A 23,842-nucleotide genomic window follows, 5' to 3' on the forward strand; every position below is an offset into this window, starting at 1 on the left:
AAGGGGCAAAGGCTGAATCCAGTGGTATTTGATCACCAAAACCGCAAAAAAGAACGCCCCGGAAACCAGGGCGTTCGCGTTTGGATCAGTCAGACGATCAGAACTTCCAGCGTGCGCCCAGAACCCATGCTTCGTTGTTGTCAAAGGATGTGCCGTCATCGAAATCGTGGTTGCGGTATTTCAGGTAAACATCCGTATTGAACGCCTCGACCTTCTGCACGACCGCGATACCCCAGGCTTTGGTATCCGAGCCGTTGCTCTCGAAATCCGAGCCATCATAATAGTCGATGCCGACGCCGGTCTTGCCCCAAGACACCCAGTTGCCTTCGTACGAGATCTTACCATACCAATAGTTCGGATCCGTAGCACCGGCCTGGTCATCGTCGCGCGTACCGCCTGCAACCGTAAAGCCCAAACCGCTGGGCAGCAGAACAGACGCCGAACCAATGGTGTCTTTGCGGTCGCCCGAATTGTCATCGCGTTCGCGCACCGAATAGGCAACGGCTGCCGCGAATTCCACACCGCCAGCAAAGGTGTTTTCATAGAACAGGCCGACGTCGTAATAATCGTCATCATCGCTGCTGGACAAAATGTTCTGACCATAAGCAAAACCGGCCGAAAACCCGTTGATGGCTGGGGTATCATACCGCACCCGTCCACGGCGCGCGCCGTCAAAGTTGCTTGAGCTGTCGCCAACCGTAATACCGCTCAGAAAACCGGTCGTGTCGCGATAGAAGAACCCTGCATTTTCATCGTTGGTAAACGAATACAGCGCGGTTCCGACATATGACAGATCAACCTCTGCGGCTCCATCAGCGACCATGCTGCCCTGACCTGCCGAAAACTTGCCGTAGCCACCTTTCAGCGAAAAATCCACGTGGCGAATGTCTTCGCGATTCCAACCATCTGCGTTGGTTCCGAATTGATCGGCCGACGCCGAACCCGGCAGGCCAAGGCCTGTTTCAAACCAAAATTGGAACTCGTTACTTCCATATGGCTGTACAAGACGCAGGCCGACACGGCTGTTCGACAGATCGTTGTCGAGAACTCGGGTCTCGGTATCCTGTCCGTCATCCACCGAGATCAAGGCGGGGTGCAGCTGTCCATACAGCAGTACATATCCGCCGCTATTATTTTCGTACTTCATTTCCGCCGCAGCCGGGATGGCGGTCGTCGCAGTCAGAACAGCGGCTACTGATATCGGTTTAATGTTAAGGTTCATTTCACTCACCATGAAAGGTTCGGGGTTCAGGTACTGTCCAATTGTTTACTGACTGCGAGCGTTCCAGTGGTCCGCATTCACTCCCTCGCAAACATTGCAAATTCGCAACAGATCTCATCGAATGCGTGACCATTTAACATTATAAATCATACAGTTACGATTCTTTTCACAAGTTTACAGCAAATTGTGCAAGTGAATTGTGGCCTCCGGCTATGCGTCTGGCAAACATTCGGTCTGCATTGACGCGGACCTTGACGGCGGATTTCCGCCGACTCGCCGTGAATTGAGCCGTTCCACGCCCAACCCACTCAGATATTCAACTTTTTCAAAACGTCCGGCACCTGTTCCGGCAAATCTTCCGCGATCAAACCCGGCCCGAACTGGCGCGCGCATTCCACATGTAACCACGCCGCAGTTTCCGCCGCATGTATCGGCGAAAAACCTCGCGCCAGCAGACCTGCGATGAATCCTGCAAGCACATCGCCGGCCCCAGCGGTCGCCAGCCAGGGGGCCGCTCTTTCGTATACGGCCGCGTTGACCACGCATCGTCCGTCTGGCGCAGCGATCACCGTGTCCGGACCCTTGAACAGAACCACGCACCCAGCTCGTTTTGCAGCAGCACGCGTTGCGTCCACCTTGGAATACGCCGGTCCCTTGGTCGGGTGCGCGTTCATCTCCCCGGCAACATCCGGAAACAACCTGGCGAATTCCCCGCCATGCGGGGTGAGTACACATTTGCCGTGCAAATGCGCGAACAGGGTGTCGGGATCCTCGGCAAAGGCTGACAGAGCATCCGCGTCCAACACGGTTGCCCGCCGTGCGGCCAAGGCCATAGGCACAAGTGCCTGCGCCCTCGCCAATCCAAGCGCAGGCCCCAGGCAAAGCGCATTCAGGCGCGTATCCTCCAGTATTTCGGACAAATCATCGGTCCCGTCCACCCGCTGCAACATGAGGGCCGTGATCTGGCTGGCCGCTTCCGTCTGCGCTGACGGGGGCACGCCCAGCGTCACCAGACCCGCCCCAATCCGCAAAGCCCCCCGCGCCGCCAATCGCGCAGCACCTGTTTTGCCCGAGCCTCCGGACAGGATCAAAGCGTGGCCATGCGAATATTTGTGGTCGACCGAAGCTTTCAAAAGCTTCATCCTGTCGGGATGGGCCATGTGAACGATCTGACTGTCCTCCCATGTTTCGAGGCCAATCGACTTGGTTCGTACCGTTCCGCAGGTTACCGGACCATCACCCAGCACATGCCCCAGCTTTCTGCTATGAAACGTCACCGCCAAGTCTGCAACTATCGCATTGCCAAGAATGCGACCACTGTCGGCGCACAAGCCGCTTGGCGCGTCAATTGCGACGACCTTTACGCCTCGATCTCGCAGCAGGGTTCTAGCCGGTGCGTTGGCCAACATGGAAAACACACAGGCAAATGGTCGGGTGAGACCCGTGCCCAAAACCCCGTCGACTACCAGGTCAATTTCATTCGGAAACCGAAGAAAATCATCCTCTAACGGGGCGGGGTCGACGGCGAATACGCGAACTTCGTTCTTTATTTCCCATCTCTCATAATTCACTCGCGCATCCGGTGGCAGCTTTTCCGGGTTCCCGTAAAGAAACACCTCAACCTCCCACCCCAGCTCCTGCAAAAGCCGCGCCACAACAAACCCGTCACCTCCGTTGTTGCCTGGTCCGCACAGCACCACTGCGCGCAGCGAATCCTCTTCATCTGGCCCCAAATACCCCGGGGAGCGCGAGGGGCTGGCCCCTCGCCTGTCCAACACCGGCCATTCCTCGAAAATCGCGTCAACAACACCCTGTCCGGCCCGCTCCATCAGCTCCAGACCGGTCACCTCACCGGATGTGATGGCGGCTTGCTCGATGGTCCGCATCTGTGCCGCTGTCAGCAATTCCATCCTTTCACCCCTCGCTCGATTCCATTTTGATTACTTTTTGTGCATATCGCTCAAAAATTAGCGCCAAGCCGTTTTTCCAAGCGTTCCAACCCGCACGATATCGCAATCACATTGCCGCCCGATCTTAGACGTGATCACTGCCCCTGAGACAACCATTCAAGGTGAACCGGGATGAAAAAGATCGAAGCGATCATCAAGCCGTTCAAACTGGACGAAGTGAAAGAGGCATTGCAGGATGTGGGCGTCCAGGGCCTCAGCGTCATCGAGGTCAAGGGTTTCGGTCGCCAGAAAGGCCATACCGAGCTGTATCGCGGCGCCGAGTATGTCGTCGATTTTCTGCCCAAGGTTAAGGTCGAGGTCGTATTGGACGACGACCAGGTCGACGCCGCCGTCGAGGCCATCGTGTCGGCCGCCAAAACCGACAAGATCGGAGACGGCAAGATTTTCGTGTCCCCCGTCGACCAAGCCATTCGTATCCGGACCGGTGAAACCGGCTCGGACGCACTATAACCCACAAGATTACTGACACATCTATCAGAAGGACCAAGGGAATGAGCGTAGACGCAGTTCTCAATACAATCCGCGAAGAAGACGTCGCCTATGTCGACATCCGTTTCACTGACGTGCGCGGCAAGCTGCAGCACGTGACGGTGGACGTCGATCTGGTCGATGAAGACTTCCTGGAAGAAGGCTTCATGTTTGACGGCTCGTCCATTGCAGGCTGGAAGTCGATCGAAAACTCGGACATGAAACTGATCGCCGACACGACATCGGCTTATATCGACCCGTTCTATGCTGAAAAGACACTGTGTCTGCACTGCTCGATCGTTGAACCCGACACCGGTGAAGCCTATGGCCGCGACCCGCGCGGAACCGCGCAGAAAGCCGAAGCCTACCTGAAGTCCAGCGGTATCGGTGACGTTGCCTACATGGGCCCCGAAGCTGAATTCTTCCTGTTTGATGACGTTCGTTTTTCAAACAGCATCAACAAAGTATCCTTCGAAGTTGATGCAACAGATGCGTCGTGGAACACCGACACCGAATACGAGATGGGCAACATGGGCCACCGTCCGGGCGTCAAGGGCGGCTACTTCCCGGTCAACCCCATCGACGAAGCCCAGGACCTGCGTTCGGAAATGCTGTCGACCATGAAACGCCTGGGCATGAAGGTCGACAAGCACCACCACGAAGTGGCCTCGTGCCAGCACGAGCTAGGCCTGATCTTCGACAGCCTGACCAAGCAGGCCGACGAGTTGCAGAAGTACAAGTACGTCATCCACAACGTCGCGCACGCCTACGGCAAATCGGCCACGTTCATGCCGAAGCCGATCGCAGGTGACAACGGCACCGGCATGCATGTGAACATGTCGATCTGGAAAGATGGCAAGCCGCTGTTCGCTGGCGACAAATACGCCGACCTGTCGGACGAGGCGCTGTACTTCATCGGCGGCATCCTGAAACACGCCAAGACCCTGAACGCCTTCACCAACCCGTCGACCAACAGCTACAAGCGCTTGATCCCCGGGTTTGAAGCCCCTGTTCTGCGCGCCTATTCGGCACGCAACCGTTCAGGTTGTGTGCGTATTCCATGGACCGAAAGCCCCAAGGCCAAACGTGTCGAAGCGCGCTTCCCCGATCCGGCAGCCAACCCCTATCTGGCGTTTGCCGCCCTGCTTATGGCCGGCCTGGACGGCATCAAGAACAAGATCAATCCCGGCGAGGCGATGGACAAGAACCTGTACGACTTGCCCGCCGAGGAACTGGCTGACATCCCGACCGTCTGCGGCAGCTTGCGCGAGGCTCTGGAAGCTCTGGCATCCGATCACGACTTCCTGCTTCAGGGCGATGTGTTCACCAAAGACCAGATCGACGGCTACATCGCACTGAAGATGGAAGAGGTGGAAACCTACGAGCACACGCCGCACCCGGTGGAGTACGGTATGTACTACAGCTGCTAAGCTGAGTACTGGAACGAATTGTCAGGGCGCCCGTTTGGGCGCCCTTGTCATTTCCGCCCACAAGATTTGACGCACCGCCTTTGTTCCAACAGACTGGTGAGAAAACTCCCGATCGGAGACAACAGCATGCCTGGCAATACTTCACCTTTCTCGAAATTCTCAAACCTTGTGACATCCGAACAGGAACTGAGACGGATCTCTGGCCATCCGCTGCCACAGATCGTTGCCAAGGAGTTGTCCTCACTCGATCAGATGTGCCGCGATTTCATCGCGATCTCACCGTTTTGCCTGATCGCATCGGCCAACCCGGACGGGCACCTTGATGTTTCCCCCCGTGGCGACCCGCCCGGCTTTGTTCAGGTGCTGTCCGATACGCTGATCGCGATCCCCGATCGACCGGGCAACAAACGCGTGGATACGTTCCACAATGTTCTGAAGGACCCGCGCGTCAGTGTAATCTTCCTTGTTCCAGGCAAGATGGAGACGCTCCGCATTCGCGGCACAGCCCGCATCTGTACCGCCCCCCAGTTGCTGGATAGTATGGCCGTTGACGAACACCCACCCAAACTTGCCCTGCTCATTCATGTCGAGACTGCATTCGCACACTGTCCGAAATGTGTGATCCGCTCGCACCTGTGGCAGCCCGAAGACTGGCCGGACTCGACCAACCTGCCAAACATGAATGCAATGATGGTGAAACACGCCCACATCAAGGCCACCCCTGAGGAATGGTTCGAAACGTTAAGGAAAAAGGGCGAGTTGGACCTTTACTAACCGCTTTGCCCGAGACGCAGCCCACGCTAGGCTAACCGCAGATTTTAATTTCATCGGATTGCGCCCATGTTTCGCCTAGCCACCATTCTTGCCCTTTCCCTGACCTCTCCGGTTCTGGCCGCACCCTGCGGGAACACCAGCGCAGGGTTCGAGGCTTGGAAGGCAGATTTTGCCAAACAGGCACGCAAGGCGGGGGTAAAAAAGAAGGGGCTGCAAGCGCTGTCTCAGACACAGTATGCTTCGCGGACGATTGCTGCGGATCGCAATCAGAAGAGCTTTAAATACTCGCTGGACAAATTCATGCGAGTTCGGGGGGCCGATACAATTGTCGCACAGGGCCGCAAACGCAAAGCCGCCAATCCGAACTACTATGCAGCCTTTGAGCGGCAATACGGTGTACCTGCCGGCGTTCTGATCGCCATTCACGGCATGGAAACCGGCTTTGGCAATTTCATGGGCGACAGTCAGGTTGTTTCCGCAATCACAACACTGGCCTATGATTGTCGCCGATCCGAGTTCTTCATTCCCCACGCAATTGGGGCACTGAAACTGGTCGACATGGGCAGCATTACGATGGCGACAAAAGGGGCAAAACATGGCGAGCTGGGCCACACACAATTCCTGCCAGGCAACGCCCTGACCTATGGTGTCGATGCCACCGGGGACCGGCGCGTGGATTTCTACAACATGACGGATGCACTGGCCTCAACCGCTAATTTTCTTCGAAAGAAAGGGTGGAAGCCAGGGCGCGGCTATCAACCCGGAGAACCAAATTATCGCGTCTTGCAGCAGTGGAATGCAGCCTCTGTCTATCAGCAATCCATCGCAATCATGGGCGCCCGAATCGACAAATAGCCCCGCCGCACCGGCAACACGTGCTGCGCCCGATTTCGCCACATTTCCGCCACAGTGACAAACAAAAGCCTTGAGTTGCTTGGTTTCCAAAGCGTAACCAATCGCCGGGAAATTTCACTTTTTTGCATTTTTCGCCCAATTCTCTCCAAGAAGAGGTGCTAGCCTCTAGCTAACAGAACGTAATAAAGGACGGGGCAGTGGCTCGGAAGCACAGCTACCATGGCGGCCTGCAATTTGACGGCGACGCAACCGGCGCGATAGAGCGCTTTGGATCTATCGTTGCCACGACGCTGGAAGACTACGGTCATCTGGTCGAACGCAAGACCCTGCTCAGCGCAACCGAGGCCAGCATCGTCTCGAGCCAGTATCTTGTACGTATGACTCTGGATACCGGCGCCTCCGAACAGCAAGACCGTTACGAGCGCATGGATCGCGCCGCGGGGTTGAAAACCATGGCAAGGCCCCGCGTGTCGCATCCGCAAAACAGATTGGTACTAACGATCACGCCAGTCTCGCCACTTTTGGATGACGCCGAGATATCCGAACTGATGCTGGTGGTTACACTGTATCGTATGGTCGATATCTGTTCGACCCGGCGGGTCGAATGGTTATCACCGCACACGGTTCTTACCGTTGAGCATTTCATGAGCGCCTTTGACACGCTGACACCAAGCAGGGCAACGCGGGACCGCAAGCAAATCTTTCAGTCACTGACCGGACAGTTCGCCGGGGTGAAACAGACGGAACAGGATGACGCGATCAGCGCCCCTCTTGCTCCTGCCGCGCGTCCGATTCAACTGACGGATGAACAATTGCTCAGCATCGCTTTTCGAAGCGACGAAGCCGACCTGCCAGGCCAGAATGAACCCGGCGCTGCCATCACCGAGGAAGATGACAGGCCAAGCGACATCCTCCGTCTCAGCAGCTGGTGCATGACCGGAGTATTGGCCAGCGTTTCGGCACCGATTGCCGTATCGATGGCCGCAGTCAACCTGATCCGGGGCGAGGATTTCCGCCTCAACACACAGGTGCTTGTGTTCACTTTCGCCATTTTCGCGCTGAACGCTAGTAACGCGTTAGCAGATGTAGCTGGCGCCTTGGGCATGTAAAAGAATTACCGAAGACCCTCCTAGGAGGCCCCGCCATCAGGCGGGGTTTTCCGTTTCCGGGATCGCGTTTGCGGCCAGAACGTATGTGTGGATGGAAAACACGACCGCGTTGGTTTTCGGCAAACGCAATAACGTCTGCCGCTCGCTTCGCAGATAAGACGCCTGACGCCGGTCCCGTATTTCGCGCGGCTCACTGGCACTGCGAGGCTGGAAAAGCTCCGGGTCTTCGTACCACAGGGCATTGAAGCGCCAAAGCGGGCGGCCGGGTTGAATACCGTCAAATAGCCTCTGCACCCGCTTCGCGAGATTGGCATCATAGCTTTCCACGGGTACGTGGATATCAATCAGCGGTCGCATGAATTTCTCAGACAAACGCCAACTGGCGGGAAAACACAGTATGGCACCCGTTAGTACATGTTCATCTGCCCGTTTCTGCAGGATGCAAAAATCCTCCTGTACCAGCCTGCACAGCGTATCAAGCGAACGATCCCGGTCGATCGCGACTGATACACCGTCCGGTCGTACGACCTCTGCACCGGCCGTGGGATAGATCTGCATCAGCACCAGATCCAGTAATTCCACGGCAGCAGGCTTGGCCTGAGGATCGAGCGCGAGAACGTCGTCACGCCGCTCAGCCAACACTTCCTCGCGGCGCTGCATCTGGTCGGCAAAGGCCTCATCCTGATGCAGCCAGCTTTCCATGGTTGCAGGTTGAATACCCGGCAAAGCGCGTGGGTTGCCGACATCATATGGGATTTTGTTTTGTAGAATACGCTTCATACCAGTGGCTTAGCACGCGCAGCTTTTCTTGTCGGTCGAAAACGACAACCTCGCCGTCGCATTTTTCTCAGACGATTGTTTCCGGCAGATGAATTGTAGTTGGAACAAGCAACGAGGCCAGCCATGAACCAGCACTACCGAGACACGCGCAAGATTGACCCCAGCCAAGGCGCGACGTTGGGCGATGGTACGCCAAACGAAAATGACAGGATCGAGATTGGGCCGACGCAGCTTGCGTTTGACGAATGGGCTGCTGCGGGCCTGGAGCTTCCCAATCTGGCACGGATGCGGGAACACCGCTGGAAGCGGCTGACGCAGGCCATCGTGGACCGCGGCTTTGGTGGCTTGCTGATTTTTGACCCGCTGAATATACGCTATGCCACCGACAGCACGAACATGCAGCTGTGGAACACCCACAATCCGTTTCGGGCGGTCCTGCTGTGTGCGGATGGCTATATGGTGATCTGGGATTACAAGAACTCACCCTTCCTCAGCACCTTCAACCCACTTGTACGCGAGCAGCGCTCTGGCGCTGACCTGTTTTACTTTGACCGGGGCGACAAGGTTGACGTGGCCGCGGATGTATTCTCGAACGAGGTACGCATGCTGGTTGAAGAACACAGCGGCGGCAACAAGCGTCTGGCTGTCGACAAAATCATGCTGCACGGATTGCGCGCGCTTGAGGCGCAGGGGTTCGACATCATGGAAGGCGAAGAGCTGACCGAAAAGACCCGCGCCGTCAAAGGGCCCGACGAAATCCTCGCCATGCGCTGCGCCAGCCATGCCTGCGAAACTGCCGTTGCTGAAATGGAAAATTTTGCCCGTGCCAATGTTGGCGATGGCAAGACCTCAGAAGATGATATCTGGGCTGTTCTTCACGCCGAAAACATCAAGCGTGGTGGAGAGTGGATCGAAACCCGCCTGCTGGCTTCGGGTCAGCGGACCAACCCTTGGTTTCAGGAATGCGGCCCACGGATCACCCAGCAGAACGAGATCATCTCGTTCGACACCGACCTTATTGGATCTTACGGGATTTGCGTCGACATTTCCCGCAGTTGGTGGATTGGCGATCAGAATCCGCGCGAAGACATGATCTACGCCATGCAACACGCGCATGAGCACATCATGACCAATATGGAAATGCTCAAACCCGGCGTGATGATCCCTGAACTGACTGCAAATTCCCACAGGCTGGACGAAAAGTTTCAGGCGCAGAAATATGGCTGCCTGATGCACGGCGTCGGCCTTTGCGATGAATGGCCGCTGGTTGCTTATCCGGACAAGGCGGTTGAGGGGGCTTACGATTATCCGCTGGAACCTGGAATGGTCTTGTGTGTCGAGGCCTGCGTGGGCGAAGTCGGCGGCGATTTCAGTATCAAATTGGAGGACCAGGTTCTCATAACCGAAGACGGATATGAAAACCTGACGAAATACCCCTTCGATGCCCGATTGATGGGACTCGATTGAGGCCAAAGCCTCATTCTGACCAATGCGACCGGCGAACGTTGCCGTGCCAGTCTTCGACAGTTGGACTTACCTGATCCTGAGGCCCGCTGAAGACAACGGGCCGGGACTGCCCGACGGCGAAGCCCAAAAGGCCAGCCAGAACAATCGCCAGGACTGTACCTGGAAGTATCTTGGGAAGGTGTGCGGCGGCGTCTGCATGTGTCATCTGTGTCTCCTTTATCAATTGCTGTGGTCAGTAGATGGGCCTGGCAGTATCATAAGTGAAATGAATGTTTGTTGCAGAAAACATCACAATATTTGAAGTTCCTCCAACCTACCCCAGAGTTACGACCGCTTCTGCCACTCACCTCAGGCATCTGTCAGATCGCAAACCGCTCGCTTCGTTCTCACCTTCACGTGACGCGTTTGACATAAGGGTTGTGACCCGGCGGCCTTGAACACAGTATTGGGGATGTTTCCCGGAACCGCTCAAGGAGCCGACATGCCCACGGAACGCATCACTTTTGCCGGACATGACGGCAGCCAATTGGCCGCGCGGCTGGATTTGCCGGATGGTCCGGTCCTTGCGACGGCCCTGTTTGCCCATTGCTTCACCTGCTCCAAGGACATACCTGCGGCCCGGCGCATTTCGGCCCGTCTGGCGGCCATGGGAATTGCAGTGCTTCGGTTCGACTTTACCGGCCTGGGTCACTCCGAAGGAGAGTTCGCCAACACCACCTTCACTTCGAATGTCGAGGATCTGATCTCGGCCGCGCAATATCTGGCCGGACGAAACATGGCCCCTGCCCTGTTGATCGGTCACTCGCTTGGCGGCGCAGCGGTTTTGCGGGCGCGTGCCGGAATTCCGACGGTTAAGGCCATAGTCACCTTGGGCGCACCGGCCGATCCCTCTCATGTGTCCCATCATTTTGAGGATGCCCTGCCCCAGATCGAACAGGACGGCAGCGCCGAGGTTACCTTGGGCGGACGCCCGTTTCGAATTGGCAAAGCGTTTGTGGACGACATTGCGGGATCGGCCCTGTCTGCCTCGATCGCTGATCTCAAGGCCGCTCTGCTGATCCTGCACGCCCCACGGGACGAAACGGTCAGTATCGACAACGCAAGCACCATCTTTCTGGCGGCAAAGCACCCAAAAAGCTTCGTCACCCTCGACGATGCCGATCACCTGATCACGCGGGCCTCTGACGCTGAATATGCCGCGGATGTCATCTCGGCTTGGGTCTCGCGCTATCTGAAACTTTGCCCACCTGCGCCACCTCCTGGTGCACCGGAAGGTGTCGTTCGCGTGACAGAGGCGGATCTGAATGGCTTCATGCAGGATATTCAGGCAGGTCCGCACCATCATGCAGTTGCAGATGAACCGGTGTCTTATGGCGGCACGGATAAGGGCATGTCGCCCTATGGCTTTGTCTCATCCGGTCTCGGCGCCTGTACGTCCATGACGATAAGAATGTATGCGCGACGCAAACACTGGCCACTGACCAGTGTCAGCGTCGATGTTTGCCATGACAAAGTTCATGCTCAGGATGCCGGTTTGGCAAATGAGGGCAAAGTGGATCAGTTCCGCCGCAAGATCCGCCTGAGTGGCCCGCTTGATCAGGAACAAAAACAGCGCTTGTTAGAGATCGCAGACAAATGTCCGGTTCACCGGACACTCGAAGGCTCGGCACATATAACAACCGAACTTCTTCCTTGAATGGAAGGCCGCCAGACTGGCGGCCCTCATGCCATCAGCGGCGTGGCGATGGCCGATGTATCGGCGGGCGCGCGGCAGGTGGCCGTGCCGTTGGGGGCCTTGGCCGCGCAGGCGGTTTGGCAACCGGTGGTTTCGGACGATCCGGGCGCGTTGGTCGATCTGGACGATTTGGCCGGTCCGGTGGATTGATATCCACATTGATGTCACGGCGGTAGTAATCGTTCCACAGCATCGAGTCATAGAACGGGTCATACCCGTATCCGACGCCAACTGTTACACCGTCACAGGCCGACAGCGACAAAGTCGCAGCCCCCAGCCCCAATGCGAGGGAAATCCGTTTGATCAGTCTAAAGCTCATCTTACCGCCCCTCACTGAAGCGACTGGAACGACGCGAATACGGCATTCAGATCGTCTGCATAATCCGGGTTTGCCCCGTCTCGCAAAATAGCAACGGCTATGGCGACGCGGTTGCGCGGCAAGTCAATGATGGTGGCCGTAAAGCTCACTCCCTTGCCATCCCTGCGCCCGGTCCCGCGATAGACCCGGGAGGGCAACCCGCCGATGCGGGTGTCGCTGGTGCTGGTGATGGTCGGGTCTTTAACCAGAAACTTGTCGATATCTTGCAAGTACCGGACACCATCCTGGATGGTTGCAACTCCGGCAGGCGAAACAAAGCCCATCCAGACCATATCGTCCGTTACGGGACGCAGCCCCATAACCCGTGCCACCGCACGCGGATCATCCAACCCGGTGTCTTCGATCTCTCGCGGGCCGCCTGTGCGCAGCACCCAGAAATCGGGCACGTCGAACCGAAACAGCGCGCGACCATCATCGGTATATGTCACCGGAGTGTCGGCCAATGCTGATCCTGCCCCACCCAGCCAGACAGCGGCGCAAGCGGCAAGAATTGGAGATGATAAAAAACGCATATCTCAATAACCTGATAATTTCTTCGCCTTCAGCTTGACCCCTGAAAGAGCGACTTGTCCAGCACTGCGTTGCAAAGACCCAAGAAAACCACGTTCAGGTATTGCCGTTTCCCACACATGTTGTCTGACTTTTGCAAGCATCGCACCCCAACTTGCAGACAAACGCATGATATCTATTTCGCATAGACCCCGACGGTCTGGCCGCCCGCATCATCAACGAAACGGATCGCCTCCCCATTTCGCCAGACGTCGTAGCAAGCCCACAAATCGGCAGGTGGCCATATCGAGCAGTATTGATCCCCTCTCACCGCCCAGCGCCCGACACTGGGCCCGCCCGAGAAATACTGCGTGGTCATGCTGGCTTCAAAAACCTGCCAAACACCCGCGCCGTATTCCAGCTTCTTGCCCGCCAAGGTCGTCAGGATTTCCTCTCCGGACAGTTTCTGGAAGTCTCCGGCGACCAAAACACCCGGCCAAAGGGCGAAAAACAGGGCAAACCGTCTCATACCTGCTCTCACATCTTGTTCCCTTGCGCACAGGCGGCTAAACCCCGCGCCAACGCCTCATCCCAATCACAAAAAGGTGCTGCCGCCAATGATTCCCCGTTATTCCCGCCCTGACATGGTTGCCATCTGGTCGCCCGAAACCAAGTTTCGCATCTGGTTCGAAATCGAGGCCCACGCCTGCGATGCCATGGCCGATCTGGGCGTGATCCCGCGTGAGAATGCAGAAGCCGTTTGGAAGGCCAAGGATGTGGAATTCGACGTCGCCCGCATCGACGAGATCGAAGCCGTCACCAAACATGACGTCATCGCCTTCCTGACCCATCTCGCTGAACATGTTGGCAGTGAAGAGGCCCGGTTTGTGCACCAGGGCATGACCAGCTCGGACGTGCTGGACACGTGCTTCAACGTCCAGCTGACGCGCGCGGCCGACCTCCTGATCGCCGATCTTGAAGGGCTTCTGGCAGCGCTCAAGCGCCGCGCGATTGAACACAAGGACACGGTACGCATCGGTCGCAGCCACGGTATCCACGCAGAGCCCACGACAATGGGCCTGACCTTTGCCCGGTTCTATGCCGAGATGGACCGCAACCTGTCCCGCATGCGCGATGCCCGTTCGGAAATCGCAACTGGCGCGATCAGCGGCGCCGTCGGCACCTTCGCCAATATCGATCCCGCAGTCGAGGAACATGTCTGTGACAAACTGGGTCTTGTGCCCGAACCGATCAGCACCCAGGTGATTCCGCGCGACCGGCACGCGGCCTTCTTTGCGACGCTTGGCGTCATCGCCAGCAGTATCGAAAACATCGCTATCGAAATCCGCCACATGCAGCGGACCGAGGTATTGGAGGGCGCAGAATTCTTCTCGATGGGGCAAAAAGGCTCCTCGGCCATGCCGCACAAGAAAAACCCCGTGCTAACCGAGAATCTGACCGGGCTGGCGCGCATGGTGCGCGCAGCTGTGATCCCGGCAATGGAGAATGTGGCCCTCTGGCACGAACGCGATATCTCGCACTCGTCGGTCGAACGCATGATCGGGCCGGATGCCACGATCACTCTGGATTTTGCGCTGGCCCGCCTGACTGGCGTGATCGACAAGATGCTGATCTTCCCCGAAAACATGCTGGAAAACATGAACAAATTCCCCGGCCTTGTCATGAGCCAGCGGGTTCTGCTGGCCTTGACCCAAGCAGGGGTCAGCCGTGAGGATGCCTATGCCATGGTCCAGCGCAACGCGCTGAAGGTTTGGGAACACCGCACCGATTTCAAAGAGGAACTGCTGGCGGACGCCGATGTGACTGCCGCGCTCAGCCCCGAAGAAATCGAAGAGAAATTCGACCTCGGCTATCACACCAAGCACGTTGATACGATCTTCGCCCGGGTATTCGGCGAATAAGGTACGTGTCGACGCCCCGTTCGCACGACCCGGTCTGCAATGCGCAGGCCGGGCCTTGTTTTTGCCAGACCGCCCGAAATCGGCTATTCTGTGGACGATCTTTTGGGGAGAGGCACCATGATCCGTACCGTTCTTTGCTCACTTGCACTTATTTGCGTGGCATCTGCCGGCCTTGCATGCAGCGCGCATTCCAAACAGACGCAATCCTGCGCACCGGGCACAACCTGGGACACTGAAACGCAAGGCTGCACGAAATCGGTCAACAGCTGACGAATTTCTGTCCGACTTGTGAATAAATGCAACCGTTCAACTGTTAGCTTTTTTGTAGATCGCACTTTGATTTTGAGAGCAGCCCCGAGAACGGAGTAGGATTATGCGCCTTTTGTTAGCTTCAGCCCTTGCTTTGCAAGCCTTCGCCTTTGCCCCCGTGGTCCATGCCGCAGGCGGCGACAGCAGCAGCCCGCCGAAACCGACCAATACGACCAAGAAGTGTTTGTTCGGTCGGGTCTACGACGAATCCAGAGGTCGGTGCGTCAAACCCAACAAAACCAATCTATCGGATGATCAGCTATACGATGCCGTCCGCGAATTGGCCTATGACGGGCAGTATGGGCACGCTCAGGATATCCTGCGGATCATGGATCAGGACAATGACCGCGTGCTGACCTATTGGGGCTTTACCTACCGCAAGATGGGCGAGTTGGAGCTGGCGAACGCCTTTTATCAGAATGCCATCAATGCCAATCCCGACAATCTTCTGGCGCGCAGCTACATGGCGCAAGGCTTTGTAGCCGAAGGCAAAACCGATCTGGCAATCGAGCAATGGCGCGAGATCAAAGCCCGTGGCGGCGAAGGAACGTGGGCCGAGGCGTCCCTGCGCGACGCCATCCGGACAGGGTTGACCTACAACTACTGAGCTTCAGGGTTATTTAACCCGACTCTCTCTAATCTGCCCGTGGTTCGGAATTTTTGGCACTACGGGCAGATGCAGGACACAAACGCATTGATACAAATGGCAAATGGGGGGTCAGCCCCTCTTGCTGCGGGGGATGACGGCGCGCCGAAAATTGTTCCGGGAACACTGACCGGCCGGCAAAAAGCGGCCGTTGTCGTGCGCCTTCTGTTGAACGAAGGCGCCGATATTCCACTTGAGGAATTGCCCGACGACCTGCAAGAGACGTTGACCCATCAGCTTGGGCAAATGGGCCTAGTGGATCGCGCAACTCTGGGCGCAGTGGCCCAGGAATTCAGCGATGCTCTGGACAACATCGGGCTGGCATTTCCACATGGGCTTGCAGGTGCATTGGACGCGGTGAACGGAAAGATCGCACCATCGACTGCCGCGCGCCTGCGCAAGCTCGCCGGGGTGCGCCAGATCGGCGATCCATGGCAACGCTTGCGTGACGCACCCATTGAGGATCTGGCGGCCATGGCTCAGGCGGAAAGCACCGAAGTGGCGGCTGTCATGCTTTCAAAAATGGATACCGCACAGGCGGCACAGATGCTGGGCCGCATGCCGGGCCCGGTTGCGCGACGAATTACCTATGCCATCTCGAAAACATCAAATGTCACCCCCGAAGCGGTTGAGCGCATTGGCTGGTCGCTGGCCGCGCAACTGGATCAGCAGCCTGCTCAGGCTTTCGACAATGGTCCCGGCGCGAGGGTCGGCGCGATCCTGAATCAGTCGCCGGCCACTACACGAGACGACTTGTTGAACGCACTGGACGAGGACGACGCCGATTTTGCGGATTTGGTGCGCCAGTCGATCTTCACCTTTGCCCATATCTCAAGCCGCATTGCTGCCCGCGATGTTCCCGCCATCCTGCGCGAAGTGGAACAGACGGTTCTTGTCACGGCGCTGGCGGGCGCCGCCGCTGATGATGATGACAAGGCTTCTGTTGAATTCATTCTGTCAAACATTTCGTCCCGCATGGCCGACAATCTGCGCGAGGAAATGGCCGAACGTGGTCGTGTCAAGCAAACAGAGGCCGAAGACGCCATGACACAGGTCGTTGCCGCCATTCGCACTCTGGTCGACGCCGGTTCAATTACTCTGATCGAAAAAGATGATGAGGAAGATACGGCCTGATATGTGAAACCAGGAGTTTTGCGCTGTCCGATCACCTGATGCAGGTTCAGGCATTCTGCCCGCCTGGGCGCTTGAGCTTGCAGGCATCGGGCTGTATGTCTGTCTCAGCAATTCGCAACACGCGGTGAGACACCTCCATGCCCGTTGAAAAGTCGGAGCTCAGCCGGTTTGAGCTTGGGAAATACTATGTCGCCAATCTGTTTCTACAGGGGGTCATCGGCATTATGCGCATGATTCCCTACGAACGGCGTATTGCAACAATGGGCGCCATCGTGCGGTTTCTGGCACCTGTTGTCGGGTTTCGCAAACGTGTCCGTCGAAATCTGAAGCTGACGTGCCCAGACTTGCCTGAAGCCGAAGTCAGGCAGATTTGCCGCGATGTGCCGGACAATGCCGGTCGTGCGATCATGGAGCATTTTTCCCCGGAAGACTTTATCGAACGTCAGAGCAAGGCCAAGATTTCAGGACCAGGTATCGCAGCGTTTGACGCGGCTATTGCCGAGGGTCGTCCGGTCATGATGATTACGGCCCATTTCGGTCACTACCTTGCCGCGCGTGTCGCCCTGCAAACCTACAGCGGTCAGCCCATCGGCTGCCTGTATCGGAGGATGGCCAACCCGTATTTCAACGACGCTTATGTCGAAGCCTTCTACAAGACAGGCGCCCCGATGTTCGAACAGGGACGGCGCGGAATGGTCGAAATGGTGCGCTCGCTGAAAAAGGGCGGGATCATTGCCATCGTATCCGATCTTCACGCAATGGGCGGTGAAGAGCTGACGTTTTTTGGCAAACCCGCCGTGACATCCGTGCTGAACGCCGAATTGGCGATAAAATACAAAGCCGAGCTGATTCCGTGTTACGCGGTACGGCAGCCCAACGGCATCGATTTTGAGATCGTTCTGCATGAACCGGTGCCACATACGGACCCGAAAACGATGACCCAATTCACCAACGACGATCTGGAAAAGATGGTACGGCGGCATATGGGGCAATGGTTCTGGATTCACCGACGCTGGAAGCATTGGAATGGATTGGGAATCAAGCCTGAAGAGATGCCCTGATCATTTGACTCGGGTCGCGGCAACAATCGGCCCATGACCTGCCCTTTGCACCAGAATGACAGCCGGCAAATCTGAACCAAGCTGAACCGCGAATGTTTGCGGTGTAGTTCCATCCCATTGCCCTGCAATCTGCCAGGCCTCAACGACATTGGCATAGTCCAACTCGTGCCCGGCCAGTTCTCCACGACGGATCGATGCGTGCCGCATAGGTGAGTATTGAACGACATGCACGTCGTAGGTTTCTTCTTTCGGCAACTCAACTGGAGTGACATCCACTGTCACCACATCGGCTGAGCGAATGGCAGTCACCGACGCTTCGGGTGCTGCTTTCAGATGCGCTTCGATCAATTGATCAAGTTCCCGGGCTTGCGCCCCGACAATATCGTGCTGCCCGTTGATCACCATCTGCGGTGTGTAGATCATCGATCGCCCCCCCTCGCGGGCATAAGCCCGCTGCCGGAGCGTATGATCAGGGTCTGCATATTCGTCCTTCCAGCCAATATAGTCCCAGTAGTCGACATGCAAAGCCAGCCCTATGACGTCGTCCCGCTTGGCCAGATCATGCATGATCCGATCCGCCGGCGGGCAGGATGAACACCCCTGAGACGTGAACAGTTCGACCACCACCGGGTCTTCCTCGGCCGCGACCTGTGCCGCCACAAAACAGGAAAACACGGTGGTCAATGCAATGGATCTGAACATGAGAACTCTCGGGTTGAGCGGTTGGGTCTCAGGGATAGCTGCTTTGACGCTCAACGGCCAATCAAGGTTTCTTGAGACATTGACACACGCCCTCAAGGAAAAAAGTGTACAATAGTATACAAATTTACCTCTCAACGCCTGTTCGACCTTGAACACGGGGCCTTGGTGATGCAGATAACACTCAGCAAATCCTAAAATCCAAGTCATTTGAGAGGGAGGCCACAGATGCCCATCAAAGTCGGACAGGATACCGCCAATACGCACCGCAGTCTGAGCGTGAATGGTAAATCCATTTCCTATTATTCCATCCCCGCCGCGCAAGAGGCGGGCCTGGGCGATTTCTCCAAACTGCCTGCCGCACTCAAGGTAGTGCTGGAAAACATGTTGCGGTTCGAGGATGACGGGTTCTCGGTCTCGGTCGATGACATCAAAGCCTTTGCCGAATGGGGTGCCAAAGGCGGGAAGAACCCGCGCGAGATCGCCTATCGTCCGGCCCGTGTACTGATGCAGGATTTCACCGGCGTTCCGGCCGTTGTGGATCTGGCCGCGATGCGGGACGGCATCAAGGCGCTGGGCGGCGACGCGCAAAAGATCAACCCGCTGAACCCGGTCGATCTGGTCATCGACCACTCGGTCATGATCGACGAATTCGGCAACCCGCGTGCGTTCCAGATGAATGTGGACCGCGAATACGAACGCAACATGGAACGGTACCAGTTCCTGAAATGGGGTCAGGGCGCGTTCAACAACTTCCGTGTTGTTCCCCCCGGCACCGGTATCTGCCACCAGGTGAACCTTGAATATCTGGCACAGACCGTTTGGACCGATACTGACCAGAACGGCGACGAAGTCGCCTATCCTGACACTCTGGTTGGCACTGACAGCCATACCACCATGGTCAACGGCATGGCCGTTCTGGGCTGGGGTGTTGGCGGGATCGAGGCCGAGGCCGCAATGCTGGGTCAGCCAATCTCGATGCTGATCCCCGAAGTCGTGGGCTTTGAACTGACCGGCGATCTGGTCGAAGGCACCACCGGCACCGACCTGGTTCTGAAAGTCGTGGAAATGCTGCGCGAAAAAGGCGTTGTCGGCAAGTTTGTTGAATTCTTCGGCGAAGGTCTGGATCGTCTACCGCTGGCCGACCGCGCGACCATCGCCAATATGGCACCGGAATACGGTGCAACATGTGGCTTTTTCCCAATCGACGGCGAAACGCTGCGCTACATGCGCAACACAGGGCGCGACGAAGATCGTGTCGCTCTGGTTGAAGCCTACGCCAAGGAAAACGGTTTCTGGCGTGACGAGAACTACGCGCCGATCTACACCGACACCCTGTCCCTGGATATGGGCACTATTGTTCCGGCGATCTCGGGGCCCAAACGCCCGCAGGATTATGTCGCGCTGACCGACGCCAAAGCTGCTTTCACCAGGGAAATGACCGAGACCTTCAAGCGCCCGATGGGCAAACAGATTGAGGTCAAAGGCGAAAACTATGGCATGGAATCGGGTAAGGTCGTGATCGCCTCGATCACCTCCTGCACCAACACCTCGAACCCTTATGTGATGATCGGAGCGGGCCTTGTGGCGCGCAAGGCAGCCGCGCTGGGTCTGGATCGCAAACCCTGGGTCAAAACCTCGCTGGCACCAGGTTCGCAGGTTGTGTCCGCTTACCTGGAGGCCGCAGGCCTGCAGGAGGATCTGGACAAGATCGGCTTCAACCTCGTCGGATATGGCTGCACCACGTGTATCGGCAACTCGGGGCCAATCCAGAAAGAAATCTCGGAGGCAATTGCGGAGGGCGATCTTGTCGCCACCTCGGTCTTGTCGGGCAACCGCAACTTCGAAGGTCGGATCTCGCCCGATGTGCGGGCCAACTATCTGGCTTCGCCGCCTCTGGTCGTCGTGTACGCGCTGGCGGGCACCATGGATATTGACCTGACATCCGAGCCGATCGGACAGGACAAGGACGGCAATGACGTCTATATGAAAGACCTCTGGCCTACCCAACACGAGGTCGCGGAATTGGTCGAACGGACCGTCACACGCGAAGCGTTCCAGTCGAAATACGCCGACGTTTTCAAAGGGGACGAAAAATGGCAATCGGTTGAAACCACTGATGCAGAAACCTATGACTGGCCACCGACATCGACCTATATCCAGAACCCGCCTTACTTCCAGGATATGAGCCATGATCCGGGCACGATTTCCAACATCGAAGGCGCCAAGGTTCTGGCCATTCTGGGCGACATGGTCACGACCGACCACATCTCACCTGCTGGGTCATTCGCGACGACTTCGCCCGCAGGCCAGTACCTGATCGAACGTCAGGTTCAGCCGCGTGAATTCAATTCATATGGTTCACGCCGCGGCAACCACGAGGTGATGATGCGCGGCACATTCGCCAACATTCGCATCAAGAACGAGATGCTGGACGGCGTCGAAGGCGGTTACACCAAGGGTCCGGACGGCGAACAGACGTCAATCTACGACGCCTCGATGGCCTATCAGGCGAATGGCACCCCGCTGGTGGTATTCGGTGGCGAGCAATATGGGGCGGGCTCAAGCCGCGACTGGGCGGCCAAGGGCACGGCGCTGCTGGGCGTGAAGGCCGTAATCGCCGAGAGCTTTGAGCGCATCCACCGTTCGAACCTTGTTGGTATGGGTGTCATTCCGTTCGAGTTCACAGGAGGCGACAACCGCAAAACCCTTGGGCTGAAGGGGGATGAAATCGTTTCGATACACGGGCTGGATACAATCGAGCCACTTCAGGAAGTCCCCTGCACTATCGTTTATGGCGATGGAACCGAAAAGACCATCACCCTGAAATGCCGTATCGATACCGCGCCCGAGATTGAATACATCGAAAACGGTGGCGTATTGCATTACGTCCTGCGCAATCTTGCAAAGGCATCATAACCGATAGCAAAGCATGCAATTCAAACCCCCGGCCATCTGCCGGGGGTTTTTTGTATTCTGGTCATTTATTCGAAAACCTGAAACTGTTAGGCAAGGTCATCAACGGAAACCAATCGCCATGAAGAAACCCAACGCCCTGCTGGTGTGTTCGCTCAGCGTAATTGCAGTGATCGGGATATGGGGCGTCGTGGACATTCAAAGTCTGGTGACCTGGGCCAGTGGCATCGTCCAACAGACCTTCCACAGCCGCGGCTGGTTCGTGATGCTCGCCGCTTCGGGCATGTTGATCGGATGCCTGTTTCTGGCCTTTTCACCCTATGGCAATATTCGCCTTGGCCGGGATGACGAGGAACCAGAGTTTTCCACGGCTACATGGATTTCGATGTTGTTTTCTGCGGGCATGGGCGTCGGCCTGCTGTTTTGGGCTGTGGCGGAACCGTTGACCCATTTCAACTTTATCAACGGTATGGCACCGGATTTCATCGCGGCGCAACAAGCCATGCTGGCGACGAACTTTCACTGGGGCTTACACGCTTGGGCCATATACGGATCAACCGCGCTTTCCATCGCCTTTTTCAGTTTTCGGCGCGGCACCGAGATGATGGTCAGCGCGCCGATCAAAAGCCTGTTTCCCGGCGAACGCTGGGCTGAACGTGTCGGATGGCTTTCGGATTTCATGGCGATCATCGCCATTGCCATTGGTGTCGGCGGTTCCATGGCCATGGGCGTATTTCAGGTGGCAGACGGCATCGCCGTTCTGGGCGGTCGTGAAACCGTCGGCGCCCTTCTGATTGGCGCCGTGTTTCTGGCAATGGTCGCGGCCTATATCCCGGCACTCCTGATCGACCTGGGTCAAGGTATGGCGCGCTTGTCCAATGCCGCCATGCTGATCGCAATCGGCCTTGTTGCCTACACGGTGGTCCTTGGCCCCACTGAATACCTTCTGAATACCATCGTTCAGGGGTTCGGGGACTATGTCACCAACGTCATTCCCAGGGGCTTTCAGACTTTTACGTTCTTCGGCGATGACGTCACCAGATGGTTCAGTGATTGGACACTTACCTACATGGTCTGGTGGATCGCCTGGGGTCCGTTTGTGGGCGTCTTTGTCGCCCGCATCTCTCGCGGTCGCACGATACGGGAATTCGTGATCGGAGTGTTGTTCGCCCCCACCCTGTTTTCAATCCTCTGGTTCGGTGCATTTGGTGGCATTGGCCTGTTCGAGGCGCTCAATGGCGCTGGCGAACTCTTGTCCTATACGCAGACAAACATTGAACGTGTAACCTTCGTCCTGCTCGACCGGCTTCCACTGTCTGTGATTACGACGCTTGCAACGGTACTGGCCGCCTTTCTGTTCATTGTAACCAGCGTCGTAAGTGCGGCATTTGTTCTGGGCACCTTCTCGACGGGCGGGGACGAGAATCCCCCGCCGCGCGTCCGGCTGATCTGGGGGGGGTTGCTTGGGCTGCTGAGTGTCGCGATGATCCTTTCGGGATCAGTGGACTCGGTGAAAACCCTCATTTCGCTTGGCGCATTGCCCTTTGTCTTCATTTCAGTCCTGCTGATGGTTTGCTTGTTCCGTGGGCTCAGAGAGGAGGGGCAACGCAATGCTGATCGGTGATCTCACGGACACGCTGATGAATCTTGTAACCTTCGCGTTCATCGCGGCAATGCTCTGGATTTTGCTGCGCAAGTGACAGCATTCCGACAGCGCAAAAATCAACGTTGAATCTTGGGCGCTTTGCCGGTCATCTGAGTTCATGAAAAAAGTTGCACTGATAACCGGTGGCGCCCGTGGGATCGGGAGGGCAATAGTCGAAGACCTGAGCCGTGATCACCATGTTGCCTTCACCTGGTTGGCCAGCCAGCCCGTTTCTGAAATGCTGAAAGGCGGGGTTCTGGCAATTCAGTCGGACCTTACAAAAGACAATCAACCGGCCCAGATCATCGAAAAGGTCATCGATGACTTCGGGCGACTGGACGTGATTGTGAACAACGCGGGTCTTGTTCGTTCCACTCCGAAACAAGAGTTCAGGGTTGAAGACCATCACGCTATTCTTGACCTCAATCTGCTGGCCCCCGCCGCGTTGCTGGCTGCGGCATTGCCGCATTTGAACCGCGGCGCATCAATCGTCAGCATTTCGTCGATGAACGCGACACTGCCACCGCGCGACGCCGTGACCTATGGGGCAAGCAAGGCCGCTTTGAACCTCTGGACACGCGCAATGGCGAAAGAGCTTGGCCCGGAGGGCATCCGTGTCAACGCGGTTGCGCCGGGCGCCATCAACATCCCCGAAGCCCCCCGTCCAGACGATCTGACATCGCTTTTCGTCAAGGAAACGGCTCTGGGCCGGATCGGAAGACCCGAAGACATCGCCAGCGTCGTTCGGTTTCTGGCCTCGGACGCGGCGGGATTCGTAACCGGAGAGGTTCTGGGCGTGACCGGAGGGTATCGCCTGTAGACCCGCTTTCGC

General features: G+C 57.0%; 22 protein-coding genes. 15 read left to right on the forward strand and 7 right to left on the reverse strand.

The features are described from left to right. Positions 1-97: 97 nt before the first annotated feature. Complete coding sequence (locus tag AC2FJB_RS01295; protein WP_299894080.1) at positions 98-1,222, reverse strand: porin; 1,125 nt, start codon at positions 1,220-1,222, stop codon at positions 98-100. Between the two features lie 308 nt (positions 1,223-1,530). Next, on the reverse strand, positions 1,531-3,132 hold the full coding sequence (locus AC2FJB_RS01300) for an NAD(P)H-hydrate dehydratase (protein ID WP_496718570.1): 1,602 nt from the start codon (positions 3,130-3,132) through the stop codon (positions 1,531-1,533). A gap of 171 nt (positions 3,133-3,303) precedes the next feature. Here AC2FJB_RS01300 and AC2FJB_RS01305 point away from each other — a divergent pair, with 171 nt between their 5' ends. The 5 genes from AC2FJB_RS01305 to AC2FJB_RS01325 all read left to right on the forward strand — a co-directional run bounded on the left by AC2FJB_RS01305 (position 3,304) and on the right by AC2FJB_RS01325 (position 7,828). Continuing rightward, a complete protein-coding gene (locus AC2FJB_RS01305) occupies positions 3,304-3,642 on the forward strand; it encodes a P-II family nitrogen regulator (RefSeq protein WP_117868601.1) in 339 nt (112 codons plus the stop codon). A gap of 41 nt (positions 3,643-3,683) precedes the next feature. Beyond that, positions 3,684-5,090, forward strand: coding sequence for a type I glutamate--ammonia ligase (gene glnA / locus AC2FJB_RS01310; RefSeq protein ID WP_117868600.1), 1,407 nt, complete (start codon positions 3,684-3,686; stop codon positions 5,088-5,090). A gap of 126 nt (positions 5,091-5,216) precedes the next feature. Next, entirely contained in the window at positions 5,217-5,864 is a 648-nt protein-coding gene (locus AC2FJB_RS01315) for an MSMEG_1061 family FMN-dependent PPOX-type flavoprotein (RefSeq protein ID WP_299894086.1), read from the forward strand. Positions 5,865-5,930: 66 nt separating this feature from the next. Next, on the forward strand, positions 5,931-6,719 hold the full coding sequence (locus tag AC2FJB_RS01320) for a lytic murein transglycosylase (protein ID WP_117868598.1): 789 nt from the start codon (positions 5,931-5,933) through the stop codon (positions 6,717-6,719). Positions 6,720-6,916: 197 nt separating this feature from the next. Then, positions 6,917-7,828: a hypothetical protein gene (locus AC2FJB_RS01325; RefSeq protein ID WP_254683784.1), complete on the forward strand. Its 912-nt coding sequence runs from the start codon at positions 6,917-6,919 to the stop codon at positions 7,826-7,828. A 36-nt stretch (positions 7,829-7,864) separates the two neighbouring features. Here the strand turns inward: AC2FJB_RS01325 and AC2FJB_RS01330 are convergent, their stop codons facing one another. Next, complete coding sequence (locus AC2FJB_RS01330; RefSeq protein WP_496718571.1) at positions 7,865-8,608, reverse strand: heme-dependent oxidative N-demethylase family protein; 744 nt, start codon at positions 8,606-8,608, stop codon at positions 7,865-7,867. Positions 8,609-8,731: 123 nt separating this feature from the next. Here AC2FJB_RS01330 and dddP point away from each other — a divergent pair, with 123 nt between their 5' ends. Next, positions 8,732-10,075: a dimethylsulfonioproprionate lyase DddP gene (dddP, locus tag AC2FJB_RS01335; RefSeq protein WP_496718572.1), complete on the forward strand. Its 1,344-nt coding sequence runs from the start codon at positions 8,732-8,734 to the stop codon at positions 10,073-10,075. Between the two features lie 10 nt (positions 10,076-10,085). Here the strand turns inward: dddP and AC2FJB_RS01340 are convergent, their stop codons facing one another. Then, on the reverse strand, positions 10,086-10,280 hold the full coding sequence (locus AC2FJB_RS01340) for a hypothetical protein (protein ID WP_117868594.1): 195 nt from the start codon (positions 10,278-10,280) through the stop codon (positions 10,086-10,088). Positions 10,281-10,556: 276 nt separating this feature from the next. On the opposite strand from AC2FJB_RS01340, the gene AC2FJB_RS01345 reads away from it, so the two are divergent. Beyond that, on the forward strand, positions 10,557-11,771 hold the full coding sequence (locus AC2FJB_RS01345) for a bifunctional alpha/beta hydrolase/OsmC family protein (RefSeq protein ID WP_496718573.1): 1,215 nt from the start codon (positions 10,557-10,559) through the stop codon (positions 11,769-11,771). Further along, the gene (locus AC2FJB_RS01350) at positions 11,772-11,960 is read left to right on the forward strand and encodes a hypothetical protein (protein WP_496718574.1); all 189 of its coding nucleotides are present in this window, start codon (positions 11,772-11,774) and stop codon (positions 11,958-11,960) included. Positions 11,961-12,140: 180 nt separating this feature from the next. Here the strand turns inward: AC2FJB_RS01350 and AC2FJB_RS01355 are convergent, their stop codons facing one another. Together AC2FJB_RS01355 and AC2FJB_RS01360 are read right to left on the reverse strand one after the other, a co-directional pair. Beyond that, positions 12,141-12,701, reverse strand: coding sequence for a hypothetical protein (locus AC2FJB_RS01355; RefSeq protein ID WP_496718575.1), 561 nt, complete (start codon positions 12,699-12,701; stop codon positions 12,141-12,143). Between the two features lie 173 nt (positions 12,702-12,874). Beyond that, a complete protein-coding gene (locus AC2FJB_RS01360; protein WP_496718577.1) occupies positions 12,875-13,207 on the reverse strand; it encodes a hypothetical protein in 333 nt (110 codons plus the stop codon). A gap of 88 nt (positions 13,208-13,295) precedes the next feature. Between AC2FJB_RS01360 and purB the strand changes: the two genes are divergently transcribed. The 4 genes from purB to AC2FJB_RS01380 all read left to right on the forward strand — a co-directional run bounded on the left by purB (position 13,296) and on the right by AC2FJB_RS01380 (position 17,750). Next, positions 13,296-14,600: an adenylosuccinate lyase gene (gene purB / locus AC2FJB_RS01365; protein WP_496671415.1), complete on the forward strand. Its 1,305-nt coding sequence runs from the start codon at positions 13,296-13,298 to the stop codon at positions 14,598-14,600. Positions 14,601-14,973: 373 nt separating this feature from the next. After that, a complete protein-coding gene (locus tag AC2FJB_RS01370; RefSeq protein ID WP_496718578.1) occupies positions 14,974-15,516 on the forward strand; it encodes a tetratricopeptide repeat protein in 543 nt (180 codons plus the stop codon). A gap of 69 nt (positions 15,517-15,585) precedes the next feature. After that, positions 15,586-16,689 (forward strand): flagellar motor switch protein FliG, encoded by a 1,104-nt coding sequence (locus AC2FJB_RS01375; RefSeq protein WP_496718579.1) that lies wholly within the window; start codon positions 15,586-15,588, stop codon positions 16,687-16,689. Between the two features lie 137 nt (positions 16,690-16,826). Then, positions 16,827-17,750, forward strand: a complete 924-nt coding sequence (locus AC2FJB_RS01380) for a lysophospholipid acyltransferase family protein (RefSeq protein ID WP_496718580.1) — start codon at positions 16,827-16,829, stop codon at positions 17,748-17,750. On the opposite strand, the gene AC2FJB_RS01385 is transcribed toward AC2FJB_RS01380, so the two are convergent. Next, on the reverse strand, positions 17,751-18,452 hold the full coding sequence (locus AC2FJB_RS01385; protein WP_496718581.1) for a DUF1223 domain-containing protein: 702 nt from the start codon (positions 18,450-18,452) through the stop codon (positions 17,751-17,753). Positions 18,453-18,677: 225 nt separating this feature from the next. Here AC2FJB_RS01385 and acnA point away from each other — a divergent pair, with 225 nt between their 5' ends. From acnA to AC2FJB_RS01400, 3 genes are all read left to right on the forward strand, one after another. After that, positions 18,678-21,368, forward strand: a complete 2,691-nt coding sequence (gene acnA / locus AC2FJB_RS01390) for an aconitate hydratase AcnA (RefSeq protein WP_496718582.1) — start codon at positions 18,678-18,680, stop codon at positions 21,366-21,368. A gap of 118 nt (positions 21,369-21,486) precedes the next feature. Continuing rightward, entirely contained in the window at positions 21,487-22,989 is a 1,503-nt protein-coding gene (locus AC2FJB_RS01395) for a BCCT family transporter (RefSeq protein WP_496671430.1), read from the forward strand. 139 nt (positions 22,990-23,128) lie between these two features. Beyond that, the gene (locus AC2FJB_RS01400; protein WP_496718583.1) at positions 23,129-23,830 is read left to right on the forward strand and encodes an SDR family NAD(P)-dependent oxidoreductase; all 702 of its coding nucleotides are present in this window, start codon (positions 23,129-23,131) and stop codon (positions 23,828-23,830) included. Positions 23,831-23,842 lie beyond the last annotated feature (12 nt).

Source organism: Ruegeria sp. CDSC085 (genome assembly GCF_059610465.1).